The sequence below is a fragment of the Micromonospora chalcea genome, from assembly GCF_002926165.1.
Lineage (GTDB): Bacteria > Actinomycetota > Actinomycetes > Mycobacteriales > Micromonosporaceae > Micromonospora > Micromonospora chalcea.
The window spans coordinates 23,390-44,490 of the sequence record NZ_MAGP01000136.1; the positions used below are offsets into that span (position 1 = coordinate 23,390).

The window sequence follows — 21,101 nt, forward strand, 5'->3', positions numbered from 1 at the left end:
CGGGCTACGCTGCTGCAGGGTTGATACGGCGGTCGGGGGAGCGCGGTGCGGTTCGGAATCTTGGGGCCCCTGCGGGTCGGCGGCGGTGAAGCCACCGTCACCGCGGGTCGAGATCGAATCGTCCTCGCCATGTTTCTGCTGCGTCCGGGCCTGGTGGTGCCGACCGAGGACCTGATCGACGCCGTGTGGGAGGACCGTCCCCCGGCGACCGCGCGGACCCAGCTCCAGATCTGCGTGTCTCGACTGCGGCAGCGGTTCGCGGCGCTCGGCCTGCCCACCGTGACCATCGTCACCGACCCGGCCGGATACGGCATCCGGATCGAGCCGGGCGATCTCGACGCAGAGGTGTTCGCCAACGGCGTGGAGGCGGCCCGCCGGAACGCCGAAGCGGGCCGGCTGATCGAGGCGTGTCAGAACTACCGGGACGCGCTGGCGTTGTGGCGTGGGCCGGTGCTGGCCGGCATCCCCGCCCGTAGCGTGCGGCGGCGGGCGCAGGCGCTCGACGAACAGCGGCTCGCCGCGCTGGAGGACTGCGTCGACATCGAGTTGCGGCTGCGCCGGGCGCCCGAGCTGGTCGACGAGCTCACCGAGGCGGTCGAGCGCGAGCCGCTGCGGGAACGGTTGCGGGGGCAGTTGATGCTGGCCCTGTCGGCGGTCGGCCGCCACGCGGACGCGCTGGCTGTCTACCGGAACGGCCGGCGGATCTACGCCGAGGAGCTGGGCATCGAGCCGGGTGCCGCGTTGCAGGAGCTGCACCAGCGGATACTCGCCGGCGACCTGGCGCTGAGCAGCCCGGAGAGCCGGGTTGCCGCGCCGGTGCGGGCGCTGCCGCGCGCGATCAGCGACTTCACCGGGCGGCAGCAGACAGTGGCCCGGCTGGTGCGGGAGGTCGAGGAGGGTAGCCGGGTCCAGCTCGTCGACGGCATGGCGGGCAGCGGCAAGCCCGAACCCGGAAACTAACCCACAAATTTCCGCCCGAATCGAACCGGTTGGTCCGATAGGCGAATCCTAGTCCACCCGCACGGCGGGGACCGGCACCGACTTCCCGGGCCTCATGGCGCACCGCTAGCGTACGGCGCCGGGGCTGATCGACACCCGTGCATTGGCGACCGACCCGGCCGCGCCGTGACCGATCCGGCGCCCCGGGCGGTCCGCGCACTCCGTGACTCCGTGACGGCCCCGGCGGCATCGACCGTGCGCAGGTCCCCGCAACCCCTTGACCTTCCTGGCCCGCCGTGCGGGCCGGGCCGATGGTGCGCGCCTCGCGTCCGCCAAGCCTCTCGATGCCCCGGCGCACCGCGCCCGGTGGGCGACCCCGAACCGCTTGCCAGCAAAGGACTTCACGCCATGACCGGCATTCACGAAAACACCGAACCCCAACCACAACCGACCCCAACCGGCCGCGCCAGCCGGCACCCGGCGTGGTGTGACCGGTCCCGTTGCATCGCCGACCCAGCCAGCCAAGCGAACGGCTATCGGCCCGGCGTCGGCGGCGAGCACCGTTCCGCCCTCGTCCCCTTCGACCTGACGTGTGCCATGTGGCTGCCCGGCCGCGCCGGTGAGGCGTGGCTGACCGAGGCGGTAACGCCGTGGCCGTGCTCGACGTACCTGCGTATCCGGGTCGGCGATGCCGAGATGGCCATGGCCGTCGAAGACGCTCGGCCCTTGCTGTCGGCGCTGGCCATGCTCACCGCGGCCGGCGAGGAAGCGAAGGAGGTGATCAGATGAGGACCCGTACGGACAAGCTGTTGTTGATCCTGACTGCGTTGTTCGTCGGCGGGCTCGCCTTTGTCGCGGGTGCCATCAGTTTCGCGCACATGCGGGAGTTGGCCCTTGAACATGGTCAACTCGGCTGGAAGTCGCTGGCGTTCCCGATCAGCGTGGACGGCCTGGAGATCGTCGCCAGCCTTTACCTCGTCGCGCAGCGTCGCGCCGGGCAGCCTACCGGCTGGATTCCGTGGATCGCGCTGATCGTCGGCACCGCCGCAAGCCTCGCCGCGAACGTCGCGGTAGGCGGCGCGGACCCGATCGGCAAGGCTCTAGCCGGGTGGCCGGCGGTCTCCATGTTGGTCTCGATCAAGCTTCTGTTCGCCATGATCGACCACACGAAAGACGATCAGCGGACGATCGTCCGGGACGATCAGCGGACGGCCGGGAGCGTCCCGGACGTCCCCGGGACCGTCCAGCAGGCCGGACGGGACGGGACGACACCGTCCGGGACCGCCCCCGGCGAGCGGACGAGCAGCCCGGTGCCGTCCGCGATCGCCCCGGCCGACCGGGCCGCCGGGACAAACGGGGGCACCCGGGTCGGCGCGGGCCAGCCTGCTCCGGGCGGGATCGGCGACCCGGGCGGGCGGGCGGCGGCGTCGGTCGGCATCCGCGCCGTGGCGCACCTGATACCGGCGGCGCGGGCGGCCCGCGCGAGCCTCGCCACCAAGGGCCGGTCGCTGTCGCGGGACAACCTCGCGGACGCCATGCGCGACGACGGGCACGGCGTGTCCAATGCACGCGCGTCACTCCTACTCAAGATCCTCAAGGCAGAGCACGACGTGACTACCATCGGCCCGGCGTCCGTCCGGCCCCGTCTGCAAGAGCCGGAACCGCTGTCGGAGGTGGTGGCGTAGCGTCGGCCGTGAGGCGTCGATAGCGAGAGGCGCCCCAGTGGCCGTCAACGGGTCCGCCCGCCAACGCGGAGAATCGCGCATAGGAACCGAACGACAACGGGGGTGCCACCGAGATCCGGTGGCACCCCCGTTGTCGTGTTGCCCATCATCGCGGAAGCCTTTGTGCCGCCAGGTACGTTGGTTCGGTGACCGCGCGCACTGCCGTTCCAGACGGCAAGACCTACGAGGCCCTGATCTTCGACTGGGATGGCACCCTGGTCGACTCCCGCGACGTTTGCTTCGATGCCCTCGCTCGTGCGATGGGTGATGCGGGGGTCAAGCTCGACCCGGATTGGTACTGGCCGCGCCAGGCGATTGCCTCGCCGGACATGCTGATCGTGTGGGAGCAGGAGTTCGGGCCGCTGCCCGAGCCGATTGACGAGATCATCGGCAGGTGTCGCTTTTACGTGCAGGCTGCTGCTCCTGACCTGAAAGTAGCTGAGGAGATCGCGCGGGTGGCTCGTGCTGCGCGGCGTCGCGGTCAGCGGCTTGGCATCGGCTCGAACGCGTCCACGAATACCGTATGGGCAGGGCTGGAAGCCACGGGTCTTGATGCCCTGTTCGATGTCGTCGTGACGTGGAGCGATGTTCCGCAGGGCAGAGGTAAACCTGAGCCGGACATCTTCCTACTGGTGGCACAGCGACTCGGTGCCGATCCGGCCCGCTGCTTGGTGTACGAAGACGCCGAAGTGGGAGTCACGGCGGCCCTCTCGGCTGGCATGACGGCCTACAACGTGCAGACCGGTGTTCTCCACAGGCCGGTTGGCAGTCCGATCAGTGCCGCTCCGGTACATCGGCCTGCGTTCGCGGCACCAAGCTTGGCCGATTGATGAGCCTCGCTCGCTGTATGGAACCCTTGCGAAATGCGTTCTGTGGACGAGGTTCTGGCGGCTTTTTGCGCTGACGACATCCGGGCCGCTGAGCTGCCGGTCCTGGCTCGCCTGCCCGAGGGCGGCTTGATGGACAGGGCCGCTGCGGCACTCAACTCGGTGTGTGCCCGGATACTGCGGGAGAGCAGCGGTGGAGTCTACGGCCGCCGTGTCGTGATGTTGGTTGGTAGCGGTAACAACGGAGGCGACGCGCTTCTTGCCGGTGCTCATCTTCAGCGTGGCGGTGCGCAGGTCACCGCCGCAATGGTCGGAGGCCACGCCTATGAGCGTGGTCTCCGAGCGTTCGTCGGTGCTGGCGGCCGAGTCATAGATGCACGGGAACCCGCAGGTGAAGACCGGATAAGCCGCCTGCTCGAACGAGCAGAACTCGTGCTCGATGGGATTGTCGGCATCAGTGGTCGACCTGGCCTGAGCGGGGTGTCGAAGCGACTGGCAGCGGCGGTTCCACGCGCAGCTACGGTCGTCGCAGTTGACATGCCCAGCGGTCTTGACCCGGACACCGGCGAGATCCATGGGGAGTGTCTGGCCGCCGATGTGACCGTGTCCTTCGGCACGTTGAAGCCTTGTCTCCTCCTGCCACCAGCGGCCCACGTCGCTGGACGGCTCGTGCACGTGCCGGTCGGCATTGACGAGGGTCTGCCGGCTCGGCCGTACGTGCGCCGGTTGACCGACGCCGGTGTGGCGGCGCGGTGGCCGGTGCCGAACCACGCCGGTCACAAGTACACGCGGGGCGTCCTCGGCGTGGTGGCGGGCTCGGACGCCTACCCCGGCGCGGCTGTGCTCGCCGTGCTGGGCGCGCAGCGGGCGGGCGTCGGGATCGTGAGGTTCATCGGCCCGCGCCACGTGACGGATCACGTGCTTCGCGCCGTGCCGGAGGCGGTGCCTGGCAAGGGCCGCGTTCAGGCATGGCTGTTGGGCTCGGGTGTCGAATCGGACACCGACCAGGACGAGGCGATCGATCAAGCGCTGGCATCTGGCCTTCCCTGCGTCGTGGACGCGGGGGCACTCACGGCGTGTGTCAGGCAGCGGTCCGGTGGAGTTCGAGCCGCCGAGGCGGACACCGTACTGCTGACTCCGCACGCTGGCGAGGTCTCGCGGATGCTCGGGCAGTTGGGCACGCCGGTCCCGCGCAGCGAGGTTGAGGCTCGGCCAGCCTTCTACGCAACGCTGCTGGCCAAGCAGGTGGACGCGACGGTCCTGCTGAAGGGACCGACCACGCTGGTTGCCAGTCCAGAGGGCTGGCTATCGAGTCAGAATGACGGGCCGTCGTGGCTGGCGACGGCGGGAACGGGCGACGTGCTGGCCGGGATCGCTGGCGCGCTCATGGCACAAGGCGTCGACGCGATGGATGCCGGTGCGATGGCGGCCTTCGTCCATGGGCGGGCCGGTGCTCGGGCGTCGGCGGGCGGCCCCATCGCTGCGGGCGACGTCGCGGCGGCGACTCCGGCGGTTATCGCTGGCCTCCTGACCGGCCGCTCGTCCGGCACCGATGGCTGGATGCGAGGTCATCGTTTCATTTCGCTGGGATGAGGCCAACTCGTTGGGCGAGTGCGCGCACATGTGTCCGTGCTCTCGCCCTGTCCCGGAAGATCAGTTCACGCAGGAGTTCGCGCACCAGTGTCGAGTCCCGTACCTCCTCCTGCGAGATCTTCTCCGCGTCGAGCAGAACGAGGATTGCTGACTCGTCCTCGCCTCGGCGGACGAAGCCGCGAGCGGTGTTGATCAGCGCGGCGGCCCGACGCTCGACACTTGGTATGTCATCGATGTGTAGACGCGCGGAGTACTCGACGACGTCATCCGCCCGACCAAGTTCGGCGCTGATGGCCAGGCCATGGATGTCGACGTTGGCGGGACCGAAGGCGGTCCATGGATCGTAGTGACGGCCGATCGCGCGGGCGGCTTCCTCGGCGACTCGGTGGAATGCCCACGCGCGCCCGTCGTCGTCGGATTGGGCGGCGCTGATGGACGCGGCTAGGTGAAGCATCCCGTAGTCGGCGAGCAGCTGCGGATCGGGCTCAGATTGATCAATGTGCGCCCTCAGTTCGTCGGCGGCGGCGAGGCACAGGCGGGTTGCCTCGTCTTGTTGCCCGGCCCGGCGATAGGACGCCGACAGCGCCCACGCCCCGATCGCGATCAAGTGGGGATCGTCGGCTTCGCGTGCGGCGTTCATGGCTCGGTCGGCGGCGATCCAGGCGAGGTCTCCGTCTGGGATGTGGTGTAGCCACTGCCGGGCGACCTGGTACGTGCCAGCGAGGTTGCGGGCGGCCGAGCGGCGGTCCTCGGCGGCGCGGTAGGCGGCGACAGCGTCGACGATCAGGCCGGGCAGCACGCCGCCCAGGATGGTGTGCGCGGTCGGCGAGCTGTGCCAGATCGTCCACGCCGCGGTTACCCGTTCGCCGATGTTTTGCACGGGCTCGGCAACTCGGGGGAAGGCGGCGGGTACCGCTGCCCGCATGATCGCTTCTCGGACGGCGGCTACCGCCTCGCCCGCGGGGCGAGGTCCGGGCACGAGGTTGTCCACGGAGCGGCCGATCAGATCCTCGATCGTGCACTGCACGACCTGCGCGATCCGAAGCAGGTCGGTAAGCCGCTCCGCGTGTCTGCGGCCCTGCTCCACAGCCGACACCCATTGGACCGACTTGCCGATCCGTGACGCGAGTTCCTGCTGCGTGACCCCGGCGGCACGTCGGTGAGCAGCGATGTTCGCCCCGATGCCGCGAATGAGGCTCGGCTCAATATCCATATCCACCACCTTCCATGACCATCACGATACGGACACTGCTACCGATGTAGTAGTTCCGGTGCGCGACGGCTCCATAACGTCAGGTCACATAGATCGACGCCGTGAATCGGCGGCAACCAATGTGGTCGCCCTGGCCGGGCGTGACAAGAGCCTCCGTCCGGCTAGGTGCCCGCACGGTGAGAGGGGGGAACAAGAGATGACAGAGATCACCGGGAATGGAGCGGGCGCGGTCGACGCCAACGTTCGGTGGGCGACGCAGGCAGTGCGAACCATTGCCCGATCGAGTGGCCGGAATGCAGCCGCTGCTTGAACTGTCACGCGCGGTTCCCCTGCGCTACCTACGGGTGGGCCTTCGACGTGGCTGGTCAACGTCGGATGGAACGCCAGCCAGATTGACGCTCTGGATGCGAGGACAGGCCCATGGTCGTGATCATCGAAGCTGATAAGGCGCACGCCGACGAGATCGCCGACGCGCGGTCGATCCTGCTGGTGCATCGGGCGGAGCCCGATGGGCTGTGCTGGGGATGCCATGAGGTGTCGTGCAGGTTCGCCTGGTTCCCGTGCCCGCAGGCTCGCTGGGCGCAACGGGTGCTCGCAGCGGACGGGGGTGATGGGCGGTGAAAGCCTTGAGCGCCAACGTGTTGACCGTCGCGAGCGTTCCGCGTCAGCGCATCTATGACGCGCTGCTCGCTGAGCCGGGGCGGGACTGGACGGTCAGCCAGCTCGCCGCGCTGCTGCACGACGTATCGGTGGAGGCGGTGCGCACGACGGTGCACCTGCTGCTCGGCGACCACCTGATGGAGATCGTGCCTCGCACCCGAGCCCTGACGGTGCGGTTGACCGGCGAGGGCCGGGCCACCGTCGCCGAGATCCGGTCCCGGTGGGCATCAACCCAGACACCGCCTGGCGAAGGAGGATCGTGATGGCGACGGCGACCGTGCGGGCGTCGGTGAACGGCAGCGCCTTGCATGGAGTGGAAGCGGCCCACAGCGTGATCGCTGCGCATCTGCGCTCCGATCGCGGCGGCCGGTGCCTTGCCTGCGGCGAGTTGGAGCCGTGCAGCCAGCGCAACACCGCGCACGTCGCGCTGTTCGGCCACGACCGGCAACTTCCCCGCAGGCAGCCCCTGCAACTGATCGGCCCCAACGGTGACTTCACAGCCGCCGACCGCACACCGTTTCACGCGTTCGGCGCTCCCGCCGATCGAGAGGCTTCCGGCCGTTGACGCCTCGCCAAGGCGGCCGGATGGTTGCCCGCGCGGAGCTGCGTACCGCGCGGGCAACCCACAACCCCTAGTTCGATGCCGCCGACGTGGCGGCAGGAAGGACCACCGCGATGAGAACCCCAACCCTGCCCAGGGTGGTCGCTCCGCTGTTCTCGCCCCCGGCGCTGTTGCCGATGGGTGAGCCCGGCGGCGTGGCCTACCCGATGGCCCACATCCCGGGCGAGCTTCGGCCGTATGCGGCGAGTCTGGCTGTGCCGATGCCGCTACAGGGCAAGCACAACACCACCTCCACCTCGCCACGGACTTCCATGGCGACCGAGACGTCTTCGGACGGCAAGGTGTCCCGCGACAGCCAGACCGACACCGGCTCGGACAGCTAGGAAGCGGGGGCGACGGCCGTGAACACCAAAGACACGATCCTGATCCTGACCAGCGCCGACGACCCGACAGCCGACGCTGTGGCGGCTGCGTTGGCCCACGCCGGAGGCAAGGTCGTGCGACTCGACACCGGCGACTTTCCGATGGAGCTGCGGTTGTCCGCGACGACCACGGCGGAGGGCGGCTGGGCCGGCATGTTGAGCACCGCCGCGGACACGCTCGATCTGGAGCGGGTGCGCTCGGTGTTCTACTGGCGGCCAACCAGCTTTCGGCTGCCTGCCGGGATGTCACCGGCCGATGAGGTGTTCGCGGCCGTCGAGGCCCGTCACGGCCTCGGCGGGCTTTTGGCCAGCCTGGATGCGCTGTGGGTCAACGACCCGGTCAAGTCCGCCGCTGCCGAGTACAAGCCGCTGCAACTGACGCTGGCCGCCCGGTGCGGGCTGGCGGTGCCGCGCACGCTGCTCAGCAACGTGGCCGCCGATGTGGCCGCGTTCGCCAAGCGGGTCGGCGGGCAGGTCGTGTGCAAGCCGCTGTCGTCCCTGGTGTTCACCGAGGACGGCCACCAGGCGACCAAGCCCTACACCACGATCATCGACCCCGCCGACATCTCCGCTGAGGCGTTCGCGGCGACCGCGCACCTGGTGCAGGAGTATCTGCCGAAGGCGTTCGAGGCCCGGGTGACCGTGGTCGGCGCGCTGCCGATCGCGGTCGCGATCCGCTCGCGCTCGCAGGCCGGACGGGTGGACTGGCGGGCCGACTACGACTCGCTCACCTACGAGCACATCGACGTGCCGGAATCAGTCGCAACGGGCGTGCGCCGCTTCCTGGACCGGCTGGGGTTGAGCTACGGCGCGTTCGACTTCGTTATCACCCCCGAAGGCCGCTGGGTCATGCTCGAATGCAACCCGGCAGGTCAGTGGCTGTGGCTGGAACATGAGACCGGTGCGCCGATCGCTGCGGCACTGGCCGATCTGCTGGTGAAGGGACCTCGCGCATGAGCATGTGGCAGGACCACGCGAACGCACTGGTTGCCGAGCTGACCCGGCGGGGTGTGCTGGCTCCAGGCTGGCGGGAGGCGTTCGCCGCGACGCCCCGGCACGTGTTCGTGCCACACTTTTACGACGACGACAACGAGCGGGTCAGCGCCGACACGCCCGAAGGGTTGGCCGCGGTATACGCCGATGAGTCGCTGGTCACCCAGATCGCCGAACACCCGGGCGGCGGCTTCTGCTGGCCGACCAGTTCCTCGACCCGCCCAAGCCTGATGGCGCAGATGCTCACCCTGCTCGACGTCGATAGCGGAATGCGCGTGCTGGAGATCGGCACCGGAACCGGCTTCAACGCCGCCCTGCTGTGCCACCGCCTCGGCGACGCGAACGTGACCAGCATCGACATCGACACGATGCTCGTGGAGACCGCCCGAGCGCGGCTGGCTGGCCTCGGCCACCGGCCGTTCCTGGCCACAGGGGACGGGGCGCTCGGGGTGCCGGTCCGCGCGCCGTACAGCCGGATCATCGCCACCGCCGCCGTCGCCACGATCCCACCGGCCTGGATCAGCCAGCTCGTGCACGGCGGGCGCATCGTCGCCGACGTGCGAGGCGAACTCGCGTCCGCGCTCCTGGTCGCCGACAAGACCACGCCCAGCTCGGTGCGGGGCCGCTTCCACGACACCCCCGGCCACTTCATGTGGCTGCGCTCCCGCGCCGACCACCCGCTCCGCGACGGCACCGACCCGGACACCAGCTTCGACTTCACCCAGCCGACGCAGACCACCAGCGACATTCCCACCGACGCGTTCGACGAGCGCGAGCTGCGGTTCCTGCTGCAACTGGCCGTGCCCGGTCTCGGCCCGATCAGCAAGAACCTGCCAGATGGCGGCGAGGGCATCTTCCTGCACACCGAGACCGACTGCTCGTGGGTGCAGTACCGGCCCGGAACCGACAAGGCCACCGTCACCTACGGCGGACCCCGCGCCCTGTGGCCCGCCATCGAGGACGCCTGGCAGCGCTGGAACCGCTGGCAGCTTCCTAGCATCCGCCGCTTCGGAATGACCGCCTACGACGACGGACGCCACCACATCTGGCTCGACCACGACCAATCGGTGATCCTCACCGGCGAGCCGGTCGCCTAACAACCTAACCCGGCCTAGAGAACACACGACGCCCCGGCGGGCGACACCCAGCAGGCCCGCCGGGTGCCTCACCCTGGCACACCCACGCACTCCGCGCCGGGCGGGGCTAGGAGAGGGGTCCGCGCACCGCTGCGGAGTGCGTGTACCGCTCGCCTGGCCCGTGCCTGCCACGACAACTACGCATTTCAGGGACGGATGTACACAGTGGCGTATCAACCGGGGCCGAACGAACTGCTGCGTAACGCGCGGCGGGCGCGGCGGTCCCCATCGGGGTCGGGTCGGCCGATGTCGCGGCAAGAGTTGGCGGAGGCGGTTGCCGCCTACCTGTTCGAGCACGCCGGACGCGTGTTCAACATCAGCGCGGGCTATATCGGCAAACTTGAACGTGGCGAGCATCGATGGCCGGCGGCGCACACCCGCACCGCGTTGCGGGCGGTGCTCGGCCGGGACACCGATGCCGAACTTGGCTTCTACATCATCCAGGGGCACGCCAGCGACGCGCCGACGGTCGAACCGGACGCGTCCGGCGAGGCTGGCCCGGCCGAGCCTGGCGCGAAGATGACGGGCGTGGGCATCGCACCGCCCGCCGCGCCGGCGGCCGAGGCGCTTGTCGGATTCACCGGGGCGGACGCGGACGCCGGGGCGGCGGTGCAGGTGGACGTGAGCGCGGAGGCGGGAACGGCGGTCACGGTGGTGTGCCAGGACGGCGCGGCGGGCCGGGTGGCGGTGCTGGCCGGTGGGGTGTGGGTGCTGATCGACGCGTCCGGCGCCGGTCCGGCGAGCCTCACCGCGGCCGTGGTCGACTTCCCAGCGGTTGCGGGTGGTGCGCAGGTGTACTCGCTGGCTGAGCGGCGGGCGCGGTAGCGGTGGCGGGTACTCAGCTCACGCGGCCGGGCAGGATGGCCCGGCAGGTACCGGGCAAGCCGCGCCGCCTCGTCGCGGCGGGTGGAATCACCCCGGGTCAGGTGGCCGAGGCACGCAAGGATCTCGGCCGGCACTTGGCCGCCTGGCGTGGCATCGCGGGTATGACGCAGGTCGAGCTTGCCAAGCTCATCTGCTACTCCCGCAGCCAGATCGGCAACGTCGAGATCGGCCGGGAGAGCACCACCCGCCGGTTCTGGCAGGGCGCCGACGCAGCGGTCGGCGCGGACGGAGCCCTGTTGGCCGCGTTCGATCAGGTGGACGCGCTCGTGCGGGACTTCCATGCCCAGGAAGTACAAGCCCGCGAACGGCAACGCCGGCACCACGCGGCGCCGCCGGCCGTGCCCACTGCGGAAGCGGAGTGTCCGGGTGAGTGCGGGTGCACGCCGATGGTCGTCGGCCGGTGGACCGGGCGGGAGGTCCGCGCGTTGCGCGAGGCGCTGCGGATGAGCGTCCGCGCGTTCGCCGAACACCTCGGCGTGACCACGGCGACCGTCTCTCGCTGGGAGCACCGGAGGGCGCCCGCACCGCCGAGGCCCGCGGCGCAGTCGGCGCTGGATCAGGCACTCACGCGCGTCGACACCGGCTCCAAGGCCCGGTTCCGGCTGCTCCTCACCAGTCCTGACGACTCCGCAACTCGCGCGCACGGTGGCCGAGCCACGAGAGGCAGGTCCACCGTCACCCCGATCCACCAAGCGGACCGGACACGCCCCGCCTCCTGACACCCCAGCGAGACGGCGGCCGCGACGAGAGAAACGGGGGCCTGCGGTGCATCGATCGATTCCGACCTTGGGCGGCACTCTGACCCATGCAACAGCTGTGGAGCTGTACCAGCGTCACGACGGCATCGCGGCTGAGGCGTGCGCGAGGTGTGGCAGACCGACGCCGTGCGCGGTGCGGGCGTTCGCCGCAACGGTCATCGCGGCGGCCGGGGAAGACCCCCGCTGGTATGGCAGCGGACGCGCTCTCCCCGCACCTGCCGGACCGGTAGCCGGTCAGGCTCGGCAACCCGATCCCATTCCGGCGACCGAGCAGGACCGGGGGCGGGCGCAACCGGAGTACGGCGGCTATGCGGTCGGCGGGCGTAGTGCGCCGTTGGACGCCGAGGACTTGCTGTACGAGCGGGAGCACTGATGATCCGCCACGGCAGACACCCGGATGCGATGCATGAGCGCGCCTGGGCACTGGCCGGGGCGGCGCGAGGTGGCGCTGGGTCGGCGATGAGCCGGGAGCTGGGACGCCCGGTGCCCCGGGAGCGCGGCCCTCCGGGAGTCGGGATGTCTGGTGGCGGCAACGGATGTGACTGACTCGTCGATCGACTCACGCCATTTGCGGTCCGGTTGGGCGCGGTCCCGACCACCCGTGCAAGGGAGACATTGACCATGACCATGCTGGGTATGCCAACCGTCCCTCCCGCGTCGCCTCCGCAGGCGGCCGGGCCGGTGACGTTCACCGCCGGGCACCATTTCGCCGTGACCGGCGCGGCGAGCATCGAGGAGGTTGCCGAGACGGCGACGGTGCCGCTGTCGGTCATCCTTCAGATCACCAAGCGGTGCAACTTCGACTGCTCGTTCTGCTCGGAGACGTTGCAGCTTCCCGACCCGACGTTGGCGGAGTTGGACACGATCCGCACCAATCTGGCCGGTGTGGGTCGGGTGTTCCTGTCCGGCGGGGAGCCGTTGCTGCGCAGGGACTTCGGCGAGATCGTGGACATGTACAGCCAGGACTTCATCCTCGGCATCCCGACCAACGCCACGCGCGGCTTGCAGTACGCGAAGTCGATGGTCGGCAAGGTCGCGTTCGTCAACGTCGGCCTGGAGGGGCCGCGCGCCACCACCAACCGGGTCCGGGGCGACTACGACGAGGTGATGTCCGGCATCCGGGCGTTCCTGGAGCACGGCCTGCCGCTGTCGCTGTCAGCGGTGGTGTACCGGTCCACGCTGCACGCGCTGCCGTTCACGTACCAGATCGCCGACGTGATCGGGGCGGGCAAGCTCAAGCTGATCCTGCCGCTGCGCAAGGGTAACGCGCTCGACCTGGAAGAACACGAGTTCATCAGCCTGGACGAGGCCGGGCAGACGTTCGACCGGCTGATCGAGGCGCGGGCGGTGCACGACTGGCGGCCAGCGCTGCGCATGACGACGTGGACGCCCGAGACCGAGGGCCACATGATCCTGGTGGAGGTGACCGGCAAGGCGTCGGCGTGGCCGGTATACGACGCGCCCGACCTGTTGGAACCGCTGGGCAACCTCCTGGAGGAGCCGGTGACGGAGATCTGGAAGCGGTACCGGTTCAAGCGCAACCACTTCGCCAAGTACCTCGGCAAGAGCATCCGCACCGTCGCCAACGCCAGCACGGCCGCCGGGACGGGCGGACACGCCCGTGCGTGACTACACCAACCTGCAATGGCCCGAAGCCCCGTTCGGGGCCGAGCAACGCCCGTTCGGCCGGCCCTGGGACATGCTCGCCGCGTTCGCCATCGACTGGGCCGACGGGGCATCCGGCCTGCGGGAGGTGCCGGTCGTGGCGGCGACGGTCTACCTGCGGGTGCGCCGGCACGGCTCGGCGTACGACATCAGCGGCGACACACTGCAGATCGGCTTCCGCGCCACGGTGCTCGATCACGTGGCCGAGACGCCGGACCTGCTCGCAGTGACCGACCGGGCTTTGACCCGCGCCCGCCGGCACGCCGTCATCCTCGCCGGACACGCGCTCGGTCAGGACCTGGCCCGCATGACGCTGCTGTCCACCGTGCCGCTGCGCGGCGCGGCAGGAGTGGCCGAGGCGTGGGCCAACCGGTCGATCAAGGGGCGCGGGCTGGCCCTGATGATCGACACCGCAGTCGAGGCGAACGAGGCGGCGGCGGCGCTGGACATGGCGACCGCGCCGCTGCCCGTCCCGATGCCGGACAGCCCCACGGGCAGCGCCACGGTGGCGCGCGCTGTGCTGGCACGCGCTCTGGCCATCGGCCTCACGGCGGCCGTCCACGCCGGCCGCTACCGCTGGGAGGGACTCTTTCGCGTCGCCGACGCGATCGACCAGGCCGCCTGGGACGTGCTCCGTCCCGCTAGCACGGCAACCGCACCGGACGACACCAACAGGCGACCGCCTGCCTCCGCTGAGGCGTAGACGGCGCTAACGTCGGTGGCCGCCGCCCGCACGCGCGGGCGGCGGTCACCGGCACCATCCGGCGCCGGAAGGACAACCACGACAGGCGGAGGACCGGTTGTGCATGTGATCAGCGATCTCGGCGGACCAGGTGGCGTGCCAGCCCGGCTGCCCGGAACCCGGCTCGTCGCCTCGATCGACGTGGAGTGGAGCAAGAACTACCGGATCAAGAACGGCAACCAGGCGTTCTGCTACTCGATCGTGTGGCTCACCGTGCCCACCGGCGACGGTTCTCCGCTGCTCCTCGCCACCGGCAGCCTGCCGGTGGCCTACACGAGCCTCTATCTCGACGGCGACGCCGAACGCGGCGACCTCGTCGCGGCAGCGGCGGCCGACATCGCCGCCGCCACCGAGGCCGCCGACCTGATCACCGGTCACCAACTGTGCAGCGACCTCGCCGTGCTGGCCGCCAACGCCGGCCCCCGCCCCCCAGCCGCGCTCCTCGCGGCACGGCAGGCGTGGCACGACCGGCGCACCGACACGGCGCGGCAGGTGCTCGACACCCGCTTCGACGCCGACCACGTGCTGTTCGGCCGCTCCCGCCGGCTGGTCGACGTGTGCGGCGAACTCGACCTCGACGTGACCCAACCCGAACTCGCCCGCAAGTCCATGACCGCGCTGCACCGCGACTGGCTCACCAACCGAGACGTCGAAGCACGGGAGCGGATCACCGTGCTCAACCTGCGCCACAGCCTGTCCACCGCACTGGTCGGCCTCCGCGCGGCCGGGGAGCTGACCTGGCCCAAGCCGGTCAACGTCAACACGATGGTCGCAACCGCGCTAGCCGGGCGACTCGGCTGGCTGGACCACCCCACCTTCCGGGCCCTACTTCCAGAAAGGCAGGCGTCGTGACGATCCGCACCTGCGTCGTGGTCGGCATCGAAGGCACCCACGCCGCCGGAAAAACCACCCTGGTCCACGCGCTGACAGCCCACTACCGGGCGCGCGGGGTGCTCGTCGCGTGCACCCCGGAACCGGCCCGCACCAGCCCGTTCATCGAGGAAACCGTGATCCATGGCAAGGGTGCCTTCGACCTCGCCACCGAAGTCGACCTGTTCGGGGCGCAACTGTCGACCACGCTGCGCGCCGCCCGCCACCACGACCTGCTGATTTGCGACAAGACAGCGATCAACGTCCTCGCCTACGCCCGCCTCGTGCTCGCCGCGCCGCCCGGCAGCCACGAGGCCGCCGTGCTGCAGGCGATGGCCGCGTTCTGCCGGGCATGGGCACCGCGCACCTACGACGCGGTGTTCTTCCTGCCCGACGCCTACACCGACCCGGCCGACCCGATGCGCCCCAAGGTCGCCCACCTCCAAGACGAAACCGCGACCGCGGTCCGCGCGGCGTGCGCCGAGACCGGAGTGCCGCTGTACGACGTGCCGCCCGGCCTGGACCTGGCCGAACGAGTCGCCCACCTCGCCCGGCGAGTCGACGCCCTGCTCAACCCCACCGGCGATAGCCTCGACCTCCGTGACCCTGGCACCCACGCACCCCGTTGACGTGCTGCTCATCCTCACCGACGGCGATCACGTCCTGCTCGCGCTACGGGACGGCACCGGATTCGCCGACGGCCAGTGGAACCTGCCCAGCGGCAAGCTGGAACTCGGCGAAGACGCGATCAGCGCGCTCGTCCGGGAAGCGGCCGAGGAGATCGGCGTGCGACTGGACCGAGACGAGCCACGCATGGTCGCCACCGTGCACCACCGCAACAGCGCCGGAGCCGGGCGGGTGGGCCTCGTCTTCGCCGCCCCGCACGACCCCGCCCGCCACGGCGAACCAGTCAACAACGAACCGCACAAGTGCGCCAAGATCGAATGGTTCCCGGCGGACATGCTGCCGTCCCACACCTACCCCTACACCGCCGCCTGCCTAGCCGCCTGGCGCGCCGGCGCACCGCTGCGCCTCAGTGGATGGCGATAGCCCGCTCGTCAGGGACGCCCTCTTGATGGGGCCCAACAGCTGCGGGCTCGATAAGTCGGTTTCGTTCTTTTCATGCATCAGCCGTTCGGTGGATCTGCCGAACAACGGAGGCCGGGAAAGCGCTTTCTGATCAGTATTAGGGAGTGCGTAGGAAGTTTCGGAAGTGGCAGCCCCGCTGGGCCGGCGACCATACTCGGAGGCCGGCCCTTCGGGAGGGGGTGGCGGGCAAGTGGCGCGGCGGTACGCGGTCGGGCCGCAGGAGAACTCGCTTCAGCCTCCGGCCCGGCGGTCCGGTGATGCTCAGCTGCATGGGTTGGGGCCGCGGCATTGGGCCGTGCTGTCGGTGTTGGCCGAGCACGGGGTGCTGCACACCGGTCAGGTCACGACGTTGCTGTTCGGCAGCCGTCCGGCCGCCGCGCGGCACCTGGGCGCGCTGGCGCGGGCCGGGCTGGTGTGGCGGTTCGTCCACGACGACGACCCGCGCCACGTGGCGTACTACGAGTTGAGCGCGGCGGGGGCGGAGGCGTTGACCGCGCGGCTGCGCAGGGCGGGCCGGACGGTGCCGGTGGCGTTGGGCCGGCCCGGTCGGGGCGAGTTCGTGGTCAACGAGTTCTTCGTCGGGCTGGCCGCCCATGCCAGCAAGGATCCGCGGTGTGAGTTGTTCCGGTGGCGCCGGGCGCTGGAGGCCGCCGTGTGGCTGCGGGAGCACGGCGTGGCGGAGGTGAGGCCGAGCGCGTACGGGGTGTGGATCGAGGGCGGGCGGGCCGTGCGGTTCGTGCTGCACGTCGAGCACACCGCCGGAGCGGGTGCGCTGTCCGGGCTTGCCGCGCCGCCTGAGGCGGACGTCCTCCTGGGGGGCTACCGGCGCGCCCCGCGAGGTGTCCCGGTTGCCGCGGTCCTGGTGCTGTGTGCGACCGTGGAGCGGGAGATCGAGGTGCGTCGTGGCGTGGCTGCCGCGCCGTTGCCGGTGACCGTCGGCACGGCGACCCTCGACCGGCTGTTCGACGCGTCCAGCGCCGCTGAGGCGATCTGGGCCGTGACCGGGGCCGAGGGTCTGTTTCGGTTGGCGGAGGTCGGCCGGTAGCTGGCAGCGGGTGAGCAGCCCACTCCTCACCCGGACTAGTGACCTGCTTTCACACCAGCGGCGTGACCAGCGGGAATCGATACAGTCACCTACGACGGAGCGGCGGGCACCCCGAAGGGTCGGGGGCTTCCTCAAAAGCGCCCGCCGCTCCCATCATCCGTCCCGAGGGGAGCCAGCTCGGCAGGTGGCGGTTCCTGCCGCCCGCTCGGGGTGTGGTGACGGGGCGACGTGCCTCCGGGACCCGCCGCCCACAGCAGCGGGTCAGCCGTCGCCCCGTCGCCAACTCACCGCCGGTACAGCCTCTCCATGGCCGCGCGGATGGCGGGCACCGCTTCGGCCGGGTGATGGTCGCGGGGCAGCTCCCGGATCGCCTCGTAGACCGCTTCATCGATGTCTTTGACGGTGAGGTCGCCGGGTAGGCGTTGGAACCAGCGGTAGCCGGTCGGCCGCTGCGGCAGCCCCACGTCCCGCAGATACGAGTTCGCTCCCTCGTCGATGATCTGTTGATCGTCCGCGGTGCGCGGCACGAAGAACGTGCGCTCGCCCGTGCTGTCGATGACCGTCACCTCGACCTGATGGTGCCGCGTCTCGACGCACCGGGCCAGGGTGGCGGGGTCGGCGAGGTAGCCGAGCATCGCGTCCCAGCCAGATTCGCTCAGCTCCCAGAACCGGCCATCAGCAGTGTCGATGGCGTCGCGGCGATCGGAAAAGCCCGGCGGTGGTCCGGGGAACGGCCTGGCAGTGTCCCAGGCGTTCGGTGCGGCGCTGGTATCACTCATGATGCGCTCCCTCGGCCCGCGTCTCGCAGTTGTCGGGGCCGAGCAGCGGCAGGATGCCGGTGACGGTGAGGACGCGCTTAACCTGGCCGGTGGGGTGCAGCAGGGTCAGGGCGCCGCCGGCGAGGGTGGCGGCGTGGTGAGCGGAGACGAGCACGCTGATGACGGTGGAGTCGATGAAGGTCACGGCGGCCAGGTCGACGTCGACGATCGGGGTGGCGGCGATGGTGGCGGTCAGCCGGTCGCTCAACTGCTCGACGCTGCTGAGGTCGAGTTCCCCGGCGAGGGTGACCGGTGCGGTCCGGCTGGGGTTGGCTGTGCCAGCGCCAGATGTCGGCGGGGCCGCTCATGGCGCGTCCGGTGGGCCGAGGGGAACGCTGACCGTGGCGGTCAGCCCGTGCGGGCTGGTGTCCAGCGTGAGGCCGCGGGTGAGGTGGTGGGCGAGCCAGAGGCCGCGCTGGCCGGGAACGTTGGCGTTGGGCAGCGCGGGCACATCGCTGGTCATGCCGCCGCCGCAGTCGCGGACCTGACAGCTCAGGCGTCCGGGCTGGTGGTGCAGGCGCAGCTCGCCGCTGCCGCCGCCGTGGCGGGCGGCTGTCCGTAATCAGCCTATCCGCTGATCATGCGCGGACCATACCGCACCCGAGGAGCCGCCGCCCCGTAACAGCCGTCCGAGTTTTTCCCGACCGCTGCTCTGCCTGCGCCTGACAGACGCGAGGCTCTGTCAGGCGGGGTTGACCAGCTCGGCGGTCAGGGTGGGTCAGGCGCTGACAGGTCCTCGTGCCTCTGCTGACAGAGGTCGCTGTGGGCCTGGGAGGTTTGCGGATTGGTCTGGACCCGATCCGCAACCTGACAGTCCGTGAAGAGGCGGGTCGATGCCGAGTTTCGCCTGGTGAGGAGACCGGCGACTGACTATGTCCTCTCTCCCCCGGGGAAGCGGATATCCGCGTAACTGCGCGGAAGGGAGTGTGTTGATGCCGTCCGAGACGACTGATCGGCTGCGGGCCTCCGGCGGTCCCAGTGAACACCTGTTACTGCTGCTGAATGATCACCGGGTGATGACCACCGACCAGCTCGCCCGTGCCACGGCGACTCCGGCGCGGACGGTGCTGTACCGGCTGGAGCAGTTGCGCACGGCCGCTCTGGTGGACTACGACCGGCCCGGCCGCCAGCGGGGCAGCGCGCCGCACCACTGGTGGCTGCGTCCCGCCGGAGCCCGCCTGGTCACCGGGACCTCCCCGGCGGACGGACGCCGCCCGTCGGCGCTGTTCAGCGCCCACGCGGCCACCATCACCGAGGTGTGGCTGGCCCTGCGCGAGCACGGCCCCTCCGCCGGTCTGACGTTGACGGGCTGGGCCACCGACCGGGCCGGGTGGCAGGAGTGGGAAGGCTCGGCCTCCCAGTGGGGCGGCACGAGCGTCAAGCGGCTCACCCCGGACGCCGTCTACGAGGCGGTCCTGGACGACGGGCAGGAGGTGGCGGCGTTCATCGAGGTCGACCTGGCCTCGATGACGCAGACCCAGCTTCGGGGCAAGCTGGACCGGTACCGGGCCTACGCCCGCGACGAGGCGTGGCGGGGCCGGTTCCCGTACTGCCCGCCGCTGCTGCTGCTCACCACGACCGCGCATCGGGCGGTCACCTTCACCCGCAACGCCGCCCGCCACCTCGGCGAGAAAAGCCTGCCCAGCTATGGGCGGCGGCTGGTCGACGACTTCGACCTGATCGCCGCGCACGGGCGGCTCGTCGTCGCCGCGGCCGGCCTCGTCCGCGATCCGGCCCGCGCGGTCACCGAGCACGCCTGGACGCTGACCGACCCGGAAGCCGCCGAGGTCACCCTGACCGCGATCTGCACCGAACGCGCCACCACCGCCGCCGCCGCGCGGCCGGCCTACCGGCGGCAAGAGGCCGAGTCCGACCGCCTGCAACGCGACGAGACGCTGCGGCGCCTCCGCGTCAACCCGCGGCCCCTGCTCCCGCTATTCGGCCCGGCCGCCGTCGACCTTGTCAGCTACCTGCTCGACACCCACCACGATCCGGCCGACGCGTTCACACCCCACCTCGACGCCGACCCGACCCTGGACGCCCTCGCCGAGTGGTGGCGGCGCACCCCCCGCTCCAGCGGCGACACGCCCGCCCTACGCGCCACTCTCACCCGCCTACACCAGCAGGCGTGGTCGCACCAGGTCCGCCAACTCGCACACCTCGCCGCCACCGGCGAGGACCGGCCCGCCTGGTACGCCGCCGCCGCGCACCTCGCCGGGCGGCGCCTACTCACCCCCGCCGAGCACCACCAGCTTGGCGACGCCCCCACCCGCGACGCCGCGCAGGCGCAGGTGTGGCGCTACTGGCAGCCACCAGGCCACCGTGACGAGGCCACGGCACCGACCTACCCGCAGTGGCGCGACCAGCAGGTCACCGCCGAGTGGACCCACCTGTCCTGGTGGCAACGCCAACGCACCGACCGCGCGATGCTCGCCGCCGCCTTCGACGTCGAGCACCTCACCGCCTGCGCCCGCTGCGCGCTCACCATCCCCGCCATCGACACCGGCGACTGCCCCGGCTGCCACCACACCATGCGCCTGCCCCACGACCAGCGCCACACCGTCACCCCGCTGACCGACCTCATCGCGGCGCTGCTCGCCGACACCACCAACAGCCGCTGACCGCCATGTACACCCGCCTCCGCGCCCCCAGGCCGGCCCGTGGGGGCGCAGCGCGGCAGCCTCGGTGGACGCCCGCCCCGCGTCTATGCGGCCGGCGTCCCGTCGTCCGCAACGCTGCTCGGCGCGGATGAGCCAGCACTCACACGCCGCCGCTGCATACCCGCCTGGCGGCCCCTCGCCGGGCCACATCGTTCCGTAGCCCCGCCGTGCCGACCGGCACCGAGAAGCGACGGGAGCACGGGCGGGCCGCCCGCAGACCAGCCACTACCCACGACAAGAGAGGACAAGGCGATGACCGCAGACGACCGCAACCGAGCGACCGTGACTGTGGAGGACGATGGCCACGAGCCAGCCGACGACACCTAACCCACGCCGTCGCCTACCAGGCGACCGGTCACCGGATCCTGGCGCACCCGCGTCGGGCCGGAACCTCACCCCCGCCCACCAGCCGCCCGGCCAGCCCAACGCACGGGAAACGTTACCGCCGGCCACCCACCCGCCCCGCATCCGGGCGACAGCCCGGATGCGGCGCGGGTGGG

General features: G+C 70.7%; 23 protein-coding genes and 2 pseudogenes. 21 read left to right on the forward strand and 4 right to left on the reverse strand.

All coding sequences use genetic code 11. From position 1 onward, the window contains the following. Positions 1-45: 45 nt before the first annotated feature. The 5 genes and pseudogenes from BAW75_RS22860 to BAW75_RS22880 form a co-directional block, all read left to right on the forward strand. Positions 46-942 (forward strand): annotated as a pseudogene (locus tag BAW75_RS22860) (AfsR/SARP family transcriptional regulator); the annotation flags it as partial. A gap of 405 nt (positions 943-1,347) precedes the next feature. Then, positions 1,348-1,728 carry a hypothetical protein gene (locus BAW75_RS22865; protein ID WP_244206228.1) on the forward strand — a complete coding sequence of 127 codons (381 nt, stop codon included), beginning with the start codon at positions 1,348-1,350 and terminating at the stop codon, positions 1,726-1,728. Continuing rightward, entirely contained in the window at positions 1,725-2,624 is a 900-nt protein-coding gene (locus tag BAW75_RS22870; protein WP_104114862.1) for a DUF2637 domain-containing protein, read from the forward strand. The genes BAW75_RS22865 and BAW75_RS22870 overlap by 4 nt, the downstream gene beginning before the upstream one ends. A gap of 185 nt (positions 2,625-2,809) precedes the next feature. Then, positions 2,810-3,493 carry an HAD family hydrolase gene (locus BAW75_RS22875; RefSeq protein WP_104114863.1) on the forward strand — a complete coding sequence of 228 codons (684 nt, stop codon included), beginning with the start codon at positions 2,810-2,812 and terminating at the stop codon, positions 3,491-3,493. 33 nt (positions 3,494-3,526) lie between these two features. After that, positions 3,527-5,083, forward strand: coding sequence for an NAD(P)H-hydrate dehydratase (locus tag BAW75_RS22880; RefSeq protein WP_104114864.1), 1,557 nt, complete (start codon positions 3,527-3,529; stop codon positions 5,081-5,083). Here BAW75_RS22880 and BAW75_RS22885 read toward each other — a convergent pair. Continuing rightward, complete coding sequence (locus BAW75_RS22885; RefSeq protein ID WP_146074887.1) at positions 5,067-6,296, reverse strand: helix-turn-helix domain-containing protein; 1,230 nt, start codon at positions 6,294-6,296, stop codon at positions 5,067-5,069. The two genes, BAW75_RS22880 and BAW75_RS22885, sit on opposite strands and share 17 nt — an antisense overlap. Positions 6,297-6,716: 420 nt before the next feature. Between BAW75_RS22885 and BAW75_RS22890 the strand changes: the two genes are divergently transcribed. The 15 genes from BAW75_RS22890 to BAW75_RS22955 all read left to right on the forward strand — a co-directional run bounded on the left by BAW75_RS22890 (position 6,717) and on the right by BAW75_RS22955 (position 17,123). Next, a complete protein-coding gene (locus BAW75_RS22890) occupies positions 6,717-6,917 on the forward strand; it encodes a hypothetical protein (RefSeq protein WP_104114866.1) in 201 nt (66 codons plus the stop codon). A gap of 5 nt (positions 6,918-6,922) precedes the next feature. Further along, positions 6,923-7,219 carry a hypothetical protein gene (locus tag BAW75_RS22895; RefSeq protein WP_146074888.1) on the forward strand — a complete coding sequence of 99 codons (297 nt, stop codon included), beginning with the start codon at positions 6,923-6,925 and terminating at the stop codon, positions 7,217-7,219. Continuing rightward, on the forward strand, positions 7,219-7,521 hold the full coding sequence (locus BAW75_RS22900) for a hypothetical protein (protein WP_104114879.1): 303 nt from the start codon (positions 7,219-7,221) through the stop codon (positions 7,519-7,521). The genes BAW75_RS22895 and BAW75_RS22900 overlap by 1 nt, the downstream gene beginning before the upstream one ends. Before the next feature lie 134 nt (positions 7,522-7,655). Beyond that, the gene (locus BAW75_RS22905; protein WP_244206224.1) at positions 7,656-7,901 is read left to right on the forward strand and encodes a hypothetical protein; all 246 of its coding nucleotides are present in this window, start codon (positions 7,656-7,658) and stop codon (positions 7,899-7,901) included. Positions 7,902-7,919: 18 nt separating this feature from the next. Continuing rightward, positions 7,920-8,897 (forward strand): ATP-grasp ribosomal peptide maturase, encoded by a 978-nt coding sequence (tgmB, locus tag BAW75_RS22910; protein WP_244206225.1) that lies wholly within the window; start codon positions 7,920-7,922, stop codon positions 8,895-8,897. Beyond that, positions 8,894-10,030: a methyltransferase domain-containing protein gene (locus BAW75_RS22915; RefSeq protein ID WP_104114869.1), complete on the forward strand. Its 1,137-nt coding sequence runs from the start codon at positions 8,894-8,896 to the stop codon at positions 10,028-10,030. The genes tgmB and BAW75_RS22915 overlap by 4 nt, the downstream gene beginning before the upstream one ends. A 204-nt stretch (positions 10,031-10,234) precedes the next feature. Continuing rightward, positions 10,235-10,894 carry a helix-turn-helix domain-containing protein gene (locus BAW75_RS32405; protein WP_167435605.1) on the forward strand — a complete coding sequence of 220 codons (660 nt, stop codon included), beginning with the start codon at positions 10,235-10,237 and terminating at the stop codon, positions 10,892-10,894. Between the two features lie 101 nt (positions 10,895-10,995). After that, the gene (locus BAW75_RS22925; RefSeq protein WP_244206226.1) at positions 10,996-11,673 is read left to right on the forward strand and encodes a helix-turn-helix domain-containing protein; all 678 of its coding nucleotides are present in this window, start codon (positions 10,996-10,998) and stop codon (positions 11,671-11,673) included. Between the two features lie 97 nt (positions 11,674-11,770). Next, a complete protein-coding gene (locus tag BAW75_RS32130; protein ID WP_146074889.1) occupies positions 11,771-12,085 on the forward strand; it encodes a hypothetical protein in 315 nt (104 codons plus the stop codon). Between the two features lie 263 nt (positions 12,086-12,348). Next, positions 12,349-13,341: a radical SAM protein gene (locus BAW75_RS22930; RefSeq protein ID WP_208635296.1), complete on the forward strand. Its 993-nt coding sequence runs from the start codon at positions 12,349-12,351 to the stop codon at positions 13,339-13,341. Continuing rightward, positions 13,334-14,080 carry a hypothetical protein gene (locus BAW75_RS22935; RefSeq protein WP_104114871.1) on the forward strand — a complete coding sequence of 249 codons (747 nt, stop codon included), beginning with the start codon at positions 13,334-13,336 and terminating at the stop codon, positions 14,078-14,080. The genes BAW75_RS22930 and BAW75_RS22935 overlap by 8 nt, the downstream gene beginning before the upstream one ends. Before the next feature lie 135 nt (positions 14,081-14,215). Further along, on the forward strand, positions 14,216-14,971 hold the full coding sequence (locus BAW75_RS22940; protein WP_104114872.1) for a hypothetical protein: 756 nt from the start codon (positions 14,216-14,218) through the stop codon (positions 14,969-14,971). Further along, positions 14,968-15,618, forward strand: a complete 651-nt coding sequence (locus BAW75_RS22945) for an ATP/GTP-binding protein (RefSeq protein ID WP_104114873.1) — start codon at positions 14,968-14,970, stop codon at positions 15,616-15,618. Before BAW75_RS22940 ends, BAW75_RS22945 begins: the two co-directional genes overlap by 4 nt. Next, positions 15,590-16,039, forward strand: a complete 450-nt coding sequence (locus tag BAW75_RS22950) for an NUDIX domain-containing protein (RefSeq protein WP_208635297.1) — start codon at positions 15,590-15,592, stop codon at positions 16,037-16,039. The genes BAW75_RS22945 and BAW75_RS22950 overlap by 29 nt, the downstream gene beginning before the upstream one ends. Before the next feature lie 334 nt (positions 16,040-16,373). After that, positions 16,374-17,123: a replication-relaxation family protein gene (locus BAW75_RS22955; RefSeq protein WP_167435606.1), complete on the forward strand. Its 750-nt coding sequence runs from the start codon at positions 16,374-16,376 to the stop codon at positions 17,121-17,123. Between the two features lie 284 nt (positions 17,124-17,407). On the opposite strand, the gene BAW75_RS22960 is transcribed toward BAW75_RS22955, so the two are convergent. The 3 genes and pseudogenes from BAW75_RS22960 to BAW75_RS32410 all read right to left on the reverse strand — a co-directional run bounded on the left by BAW75_RS22960 (position 17,408) and on the right by BAW75_RS32410 (position 18,404). Continuing rightward, positions 17,408-17,902, reverse strand: coding sequence for a DUF5956 family protein (locus BAW75_RS22960; protein ID WP_146074890.1), 495 nt, complete (start codon positions 17,900-17,902; stop codon positions 17,408-17,410). Beyond that, a pseudogene (locus tag BAW75_RS22965) lies at positions 17,895-18,179 on the reverse strand (STAS domain-containing protein); the annotation flags it as partial. The pseudogene BAW75_RS22965 and the gene BAW75_RS22960, both read right to left, overlap by 8 nt. 66 nt (positions 18,180-18,245) lie before the next feature. Then, positions 18,246-18,404 carry a hypothetical protein gene (locus tag BAW75_RS32410; protein WP_167435607.1) on the reverse strand — a complete coding sequence of 53 codons (159 nt, stop codon included), beginning with the start codon at positions 18,402-18,404 and terminating at the stop codon, positions 18,246-18,248. Between the two features lie 469 nt (positions 18,405-18,873). Between BAW75_RS32410 and BAW75_RS22970 the strand changes: the two genes are divergently transcribed. Further along, entirely contained in the window at positions 18,874-20,562 is a 1,689-nt protein-coding gene (locus tag BAW75_RS22970) for a replication-relaxation family protein (RefSeq protein ID WP_275937808.1), read from the forward strand. Positions 20,563-21,101: the final 539 nt, after the last annotated feature.